Annotated in this window: 1 protein-coding gene; it reads right to left on the reverse strand. The window is 65.3% G+C overall.

Annotated elements, in window-relative coordinates; translation table 11 throughout:
• Positions 1 to 964: IS481 family transposase (locus tag MSA03_RS14285; RefSeq protein WP_147051532.1), on the reverse strand; the 964-nt coding region annotated here is incomplete at its 3' end.
• Positions 965 to 1,057 lie beyond the last annotated feature (93 nt).

Genomic DNA, 1,057 nt, shown 5'->3' on the forward strand with positions numbered 1-1,057 from the left:
TGTACTGACCTCGACCGTTGTTGATTCGGTCGATGGGGATGCCGGTGATGCCGAGGTGGTGTCTGTCTAGGTTGTAGTGGTCGAGCCAGGAGGGCAAGGCTGCTGCTCGTTCTGCGTTTGAGGTGAAGGGGCGGGCGTAGGCCCATTCGGTGGCGAGGGTGCGGTTGAGGCGCTCGATCTTCCCGTTTGTCCAGGGGCAGTGCGGGCGGATGAACTTCTGGGTGATGCCGTGTGCGGTGAGGACGTCGTGGAACGCGGTGGAGTGTCGGTAGGCGAAGGCGTTGTCGGTGATGACCCGTTCGATCTTGACGCCGACTCGCGCGTAGAACGCGATCGCACGGTCGAGGAACCCGGCTGCGGTGGTGCCTTTCTCGTCGGTGTGGATCTCTGCGTAGGCGAGCCGGGAGTGGTCATCGATCGCGGCGTGCACGTAGTCATAGCCGATCCCGCGACCGCGGACCTTCTCGCTGCGCCCATGCGCGCGCCAGCCGCCGCCGTCGGGGATGCGCCCGAGTTTCTTGACATCGACGTGGATCAGTGACCCGGGATGGTCGTGCTCGTAGCGATTCGCGGAGCGGCGTGTCGCCCGGATCACGACCCCGGTGACGGGGTCCAGCTCTCGCAACAGCGGAACCCGATGCCGGCGCAGCACACGACCGACGGTCGAGGCGTGCATGCCGAGCTTCCCGCCGATGAACACCGGCCCTCGACGAGTGAGATGGCGCAGGATCCGCACCCGCGTCTCCACGCACGCATCCGTGCGATGCGGATGCGACCGAGCGACGCTGGAGCGGTCGACGAGTCCGATCGGCCCGTGCTCTCGGAATCGGCGCCACCATCGCCATGCCGCCGTCCGCGAGATACCCATCTCCGCCGCCACATGCGCGACCGCACGCCCCGACTGAATCCGCTGAACAAGAATCAACCTGCCGGCTGGAGTCAGCCGGGCGTTAGCGTGGGACAAGAGAAGCCTCCGTGTGATCGAGCTGCAGAACTAGACAGCTCCAACTCGACACCGGAGGCTTCTCCTACGTCAACAACGATCCAGGTCAGTACA

Source organism: Microbacterium saccharophilum, assembly GCF_007992455.1.
GTDB lineage: Bacteria > Actinomycetota > Actinomycetes > Actinomycetales > Microbacteriaceae > Microbacterium > Microbacterium saccharophilum.